Annotated in this window: 6 protein-coding genes; 1 reads left to right on the top strand and 5 read right to left on the bottom strand. The window is 53.2% G+C overall.

Going from position 1 to position 5,140, the window contains the following annotated elements; genetic code table 11:
* Nucleotides 1-1,182 (top strand): M56 family metallopeptidase (locus Q2B33_RS23140; RefSeq protein ID WP_300817155.1); only part of this gene is annotated, 1,182 nt, incomplete at its 5' end.
* A gap of 57 nt (nucleotides 1,183-1,239) precedes the next feature.
* On the opposite strand, the gene Q2B33_RS23145 is transcribed toward Q2B33_RS23140, so the two are convergent.
* From Q2B33_RS23145 to Q2B33_RS23165, 5 genes are all read right to left on the bottom strand, one after another.
* Entirely contained in the window at nucleotides 1,240-1,734 is a 495-nt protein-coding gene (locus Q2B33_RS23145) for a hypothetical protein (protein WP_300775378.1), read from the bottom strand.
* A gap of 150 nt (nucleotides 1,735-1,884) precedes the next feature.
* Nucleotides 1,885-3,060, bottom strand: a complete 1,176-nt coding sequence (locus Q2B33_RS23150; protein ID WP_300783423.1) for a sensor histidine kinase — start codon at nucleotides 3,058-3,060, stop codon at nucleotides 1,885-1,887.
* Nucleotides 3,045-3,641 carry a hypothetical protein gene (locus Q2B33_RS23155; RefSeq protein WP_300775376.1) on the bottom strand — a complete coding sequence of 199 codons (597 nt, stop codon included), beginning with the start codon at nucleotides 3,639-3,641 and terminating at the stop codon, nucleotides 3,045-3,047. The genes Q2B33_RS23150 and Q2B33_RS23155 overlap by 16 nt, the downstream gene beginning before the upstream one ends.
* 132 nt (nucleotides 3,642-3,773) lie before the next feature.
* Nucleotides 3,774-4,793, bottom strand: coding sequence for a leucine-rich repeat protein (locus Q2B33_RS23160; protein ID WP_300783421.1), 1,020 nt, complete (start codon nucleotides 4,791-4,793; stop codon nucleotides 3,774-3,776).
* 116 nt (nucleotides 4,794-4,909) lie between these two features.
* Nucleotides 4,910-5,140: WYL domain-containing protein (locus Q2B33_RS23165; RefSeq protein ID WP_300914294.1), on the bottom strand; the 231-nt coding region annotated here is incomplete at its 5' end.

Genomic DNA, 5,140 nt, shown 5'->3' on the forward strand with positions numbered 1-5,140 from the left:
TCCGCCCCATTAACTTATGGCATTTTCCGTCCTGTTATTTTAATGCCGAAAAAAATGGACTGGAAAAACGAAAAGCAACTACAATATGTCCTTTCACATGAGTATGTGCATATCTATCGCTATGATACGGTAACAAAGCTGATTGCGACGCTTGCCCTTTGTATTCATTGGTTCAACCCCTTTGTGTGGGTGATGTATATTCTTTTTAACCGTGATATAGAACTGGCTTGTGATGAAAGCGTTATACGACAATTTGGAGAAAAATCTAAATCTGCCTATTCGCTAATGCTTATCAGCATGGAAGCAACGAAAAGTGGACTATTGCCACTTTGCAACAACTTTAGTAAAAATGCTATCGAAGAAAGGATAACTGCAATTATGAAAACGAAAAAAATCACTATTTTCTCACTTGTTTTAGCCAGCCTTATTGTTGTCGGGGTAGGCACTGCATTTACGACTTCTGCACAAGCTAACAATAATAATCCAACTTCTGATGGACAGGAGTACAAAACAACAAATGCTTCCGAAAATGCTTCCGATTATAATGCGATAGAAACGTCCGGCGGTAATATGGACTATGGGATATATGAAGAATATGGATTGATTTATGATAAGGATAGCAAGTGCTACACTTATAAGGGAAATGTTGTCCGATTTTTTAATGACCCAGTGGGCGGCGCAAGTTTTACCAATTTCTTTACGGGAACAGTGGATATTGAAGCGGAACGGGATACAAACGATAAACTCATTGGTATTCGGGAATGCACAAAAGAAATTTATGACAGACATACAGAAAAGTATGAAAACTCAGGACTTAAATCAATGCCCGCTGGCACTTCTACGGAAAATGGAAATATGATTAGAAATCATGAATCTTACAGCATGGAATCTGGAGATAAGACAGAAAACATGAATACGCTCCAAGACTATGAATCCTATGGCGTAGTTTATCACCCAAAAGATGGGTATTGGTACTACAACGACCAGATAATTGGTATATTCATTGATAGTGAAAAACCCATCGTCTATTTTAATGACAGTGGCAGTATATATCTTTCCATTGCTAAAAATAGTGAAAATGGAGTTATGGAGATTAAGGAAATTTCCGAAGCGGAAGCGCAAAAACTTTTACGGGATAATAATTCAAGCAATTCTGCTTCATTCACAGTAGAAGAACCTTGAAATAACAAGTGCCTTATAAACTATACGCCGTATTATGTGGGAGAAGGGGGGAACTATTTATTCCTTGCACAGAAGCGAAATGCACTGCTCGTTCTTCACACAGCCGTCCACTGTGGAATAGAACCTCCAGCAGAACAGGTCTATGGGGTTCGTATTGTCCGTGAGGGCCAGCGTCAGCTGGGTGGAAAGGTCTCCGAAGTTCATCTGCACGATATCCGCCTGTACGCCAGCATTGATGGACACCAGGTAATCGTTCAGGGCCTTCTCCACGCTGGCCTCAGCGGGCAGTTCATTGGGCACGGGATACATGATGGAGACCGCCGGCCACTGGGACGGATCCTCCCCGGCCGCAGCTTCGCCGGAACCCGCTCCTTCTGCGGATTCTCCTCCGCCTTCGGCTTCCCCGCCGTCTCCAGCCTGTCCTCCGTCCGCCTCGGAATTCTCTTTCCCGCCTCCGGAAGCGCTCTCTCCGCTGCCGGAGGCATTTCCGCAGGCAGCCATGGAAATCGTCATGGCCGCTGACAGAAGCAGCGCGATCCATTTCCTTTTCATATCGTTTTCCTCCTTTACCGAACCGCTCCGGCGGTTCCTGATGTTTCTATTCTACGCAATGACGATATGAAAGAATATGCAAAATCTGACTGCGGCTGCCGCATTTTCTGATATTCCCTGCCATCCGCCCCTGCAGCGGCCAGGACTCCCTCATCCAGAGCGCTCCTCCCTTTTGGGCAGAAGCAGCTCGGCCACCGCCCCTTTGGAGGGCCCGTTATAGAAGAACAGCTGCGCCCTCTCCCCGTACATCAGGTAAATGCGGTATTTTACATTATCAATCCCCACATGCCGGGAATGGTAGCGGTATTCCGTCACCGGAGCGTTCAGCTCCTCCAGCCTCTCTTCCGGATAGCCTTTCCCGTTATCCGAAATCCGGATGCTGATATACAGCCCGTCTTCCCTCTCAAGCTCCTTTACCGCCACCTCCACGGACAGGATCTGTCCCGGTCTGTTTGCATGCTTTACGGCGTTTTCCACAAAGGTCTGGATCGCCAGGATGGGCACGCGGCAGTCCAGCAGCTCCCGCTCCACTTCCTGCAGGATCAGGATGGGCATCTCTCCCCTTACCATATAGATATGGCAGTAGGCCTCCACTTCCTTCAGCTCTTCCCCTATGGTCACCAGGCTTTCCTGGCTCTGGAAGACATAGCGGAAATGCTCCGAAAGCCAACGGATCATGCGCCGCACCGTGTCCACGTCCCCATCCGCCAGAAGGGAATCCATGATATTGAGACAGTTGATGAAAAAATGGGGATTCACCTGCAGCTGATAATACTGGAGCTTAGCCGCATTGGCCTCCATCTCCTTCTTATACTTTTCCTGCTGCATATGCTGCATCTCTTCCACGATTTCGTCCAGTCTGTGGTTGATTTCCAACAGCTCCCGGACCTTTGTCCCCTCCGTCTCCGGATATTCGCCAGCCTTTTTGTTCTCTTTCATTCTGTCCAGCCGACTGGCCAGATGCTCCACGGGCCACACAAGGGTATGGCTGAACAAATGCCGGATCCTGAACAGGACCCCCACCAGGATAAGCGGGATGAGGATGAACAGCAGCCAGAATTCCCAGCTGCCCACCAGCGCCCGCATCCCTCCCGTCTCCTGGATCACGGCGAGACGCATCTGCCGGAAGTTTATAGGCTCCGTGGCCACCACGATGCCGCTTCCCTGCAGGATCTGCCCTTTCCGGACGGACTCTGCCAGCTCCGCTCCCCGGGATTCTGACAGAATGGGGCCGATCGTCTCCAGCACCCTTTCACTGTCACAGAAGACAAGCTCCAGCCCGTCCTGATGGGCAAAATAATTGGTCAGATTCAGGACGAACCCCAACAGCTTCTGCCTGCCCCCCTTACATAGACAAGATACCCCTCCCCCTCATACTCGAAAAAGCCCTCGTGGCAGACTGTATCCCCGATTTCCATCAAATAGGATTTCAGACAGAGGTTCAGGCGGTAAATGTCGCCTGCGTGGGGGAATTCGCTGTATCGGCTGCGCAGCGTGTCTTTCCAGGCATCATAAAAGAAAACGCCTCCGAAATAGTCAATGCTGCCCGCCCGTCCTTCCATATCATTGGCCAGGTAATAGGCGGCACTGTACCACTCCGTCTCCTGCAGGTATGGGCGCTTCAGCGTCTGGTACTGTGCATTCTCGCTATAGACCCGGTTCACATAGCCTTTCATGGAATCGATGTCCTTGTTCAGCTGTAGCGCATAATGGCTGGCCACCATCTGGTTGCCTTTCGCCAGCTCCTCCGTGACCTGGAGGATGGCATAGATACCGTAGACCAGAAAGACCGCCAGCACCAGGCATGACGCCATCGCCCAGCCGGCCAGCAGATAACTGCGCAGCGTAGAAACCTCCGCCCCGGCAAAACGGCTGCCGTTTCCCTTTCTATTCCTGTTCCGTTTCAATGGGCACAATGCCTCCTCTCTGTCCGTCTCTGATGCCGTGCCCGCTCTTTTCGAACGAATGTTCCTCGAATCCCTGCGGATTCCGGAGCGCGGCCCAACTGTTTTGAATTCATGGCGCGGCTCCGGCTGCTGTCAAAGCTCCAGGCTCTGGAAGAAGTCCAGGGCGCCTCCGCGCCGCTCTTCTGCATATTGCAGGAAAAAGGCCTTCATCTCAGGGTTGTCCTCTCCCATGTCCTCTAAAATTCCCTGGAAGTTGTCCTCCGTGATGCAGCCAAGCTGCGCGAACAGGCTGTAGTGCTCCCGGTGGCCGCCATGCTCCTGCCGGATGACCTGCCAGGTCTCTTCCGTGGACCTGCCCTTGGTCAGGCTGCGCAGATACTGTTCCAGCTCTTCCCTCAATGCGGGATGCAGGCGCTGAGGACGGAGCAGGCGCAGGAAGGACAGGCGCACCTTGGTCCTGCGCCTGGCGCTGGCGAACTCCTCCAGGTCAGTGCCGATGTAGTCTTCCTCTCCGTAGACGGACTGGCTGATGTACCCTTCCGCGTCCGAGGCCCGCAGGACGGACAGGAGCCGGATGTCCCACTGCTCCAGCCACTCCCTGCTGCCCGCCCTCCGGATGTCCAGAAGGTAAGGGGCCTCCAGCATGGTCACGGATGCTGCCAGGAGCTCCGCGCAGGAGGGCTTTTCCCCTGCCCCGGGCGCGCTCTCCCCCGGAATCCTGTCATGGAGCGGTGCGCACATCCCCCCATCCGGCTCCCCCCAGGCCTCTCCCCCTGAATCCTCCGGGGCCGTCTGCCCCCCGCTCCCGCAGTCCGGCTCCCGCACCACGATCCGCTGCAGGCTCCCGCAGTCCTTGAAGACAGCCCTGCCGAAGCGCACCTCCCGCTTTGGAAAGGAGATCTCCGCCAGGCTGCCGCAGTGGGCAAAGGCCCAGTCGCCCACCTCCTGGATGGTATCCGGGAGGCATATGCCGCACAGGCTCTTCTGGCTTAAGAATGCCTTCCTGTCGATGGCAGTCACCGGATATCCCTGAATCCGGGACGGCAGCGAAAGGTTCGCGGCAAATCCCCGAAAGCCGGTGACGATCGCCTTTTCCTGTTCTGTCCTGTAGCTGATGGTTCCGTTTTCTGTTTCTATCTGTTTTTCCGTCATATTATCACCGTTTTTTCAAATATATCATATTTTCAGTCCCTGTCTTCCGGCTAAACCGTTTATCGGGCAGGCTGGTGGATTATGCCATTTTCCCGCTTCATCCGCCAACAGAATGCTCATGCCTGGCAGGATGCCCCGCTCTGTTCCGCCACGCAATACTGCCGGTGCAGCTCCCATATCTTCTGCCGCATCCGCTCCAGCAGTTCCGCCGGTTCCAATACAGTGGCATCCTTCCCGAACGGCAATATATAGTCGGCCACCCATTCCAAGGCGGCGTGGTCTATCTCCATGTCGATCATCCCCCCGCCCGTGGGAAGGGGCTTCAATCCCCCTGCAAGCAGGCATTC

Origin of the sequence: uncultured Acetatifactor sp. (assembly GCF_948601915.1) — a bacterium.
Lineage (GTDB): Bacteria > Bacillota > Clostridia > Lachnospirales > Lachnospiraceae > Acetatifactor.

Coding starts and splice junctions, on each gene's coding strand:
- Q2B33_RS23145 (WP_300775378.1), bottom strand. CDS start 1,734: ATGAAAAGGAAATGGATCGCGCTGCTTCTGTCAGCGGCCATGACGATT.
- Q2B33_RS23160 (WP_300783421.1), bottom strand. CDS start 4,793: ATGACGGAAAAACAGATAGAAACAGAAAACGGAACCATCAGCTACAGG.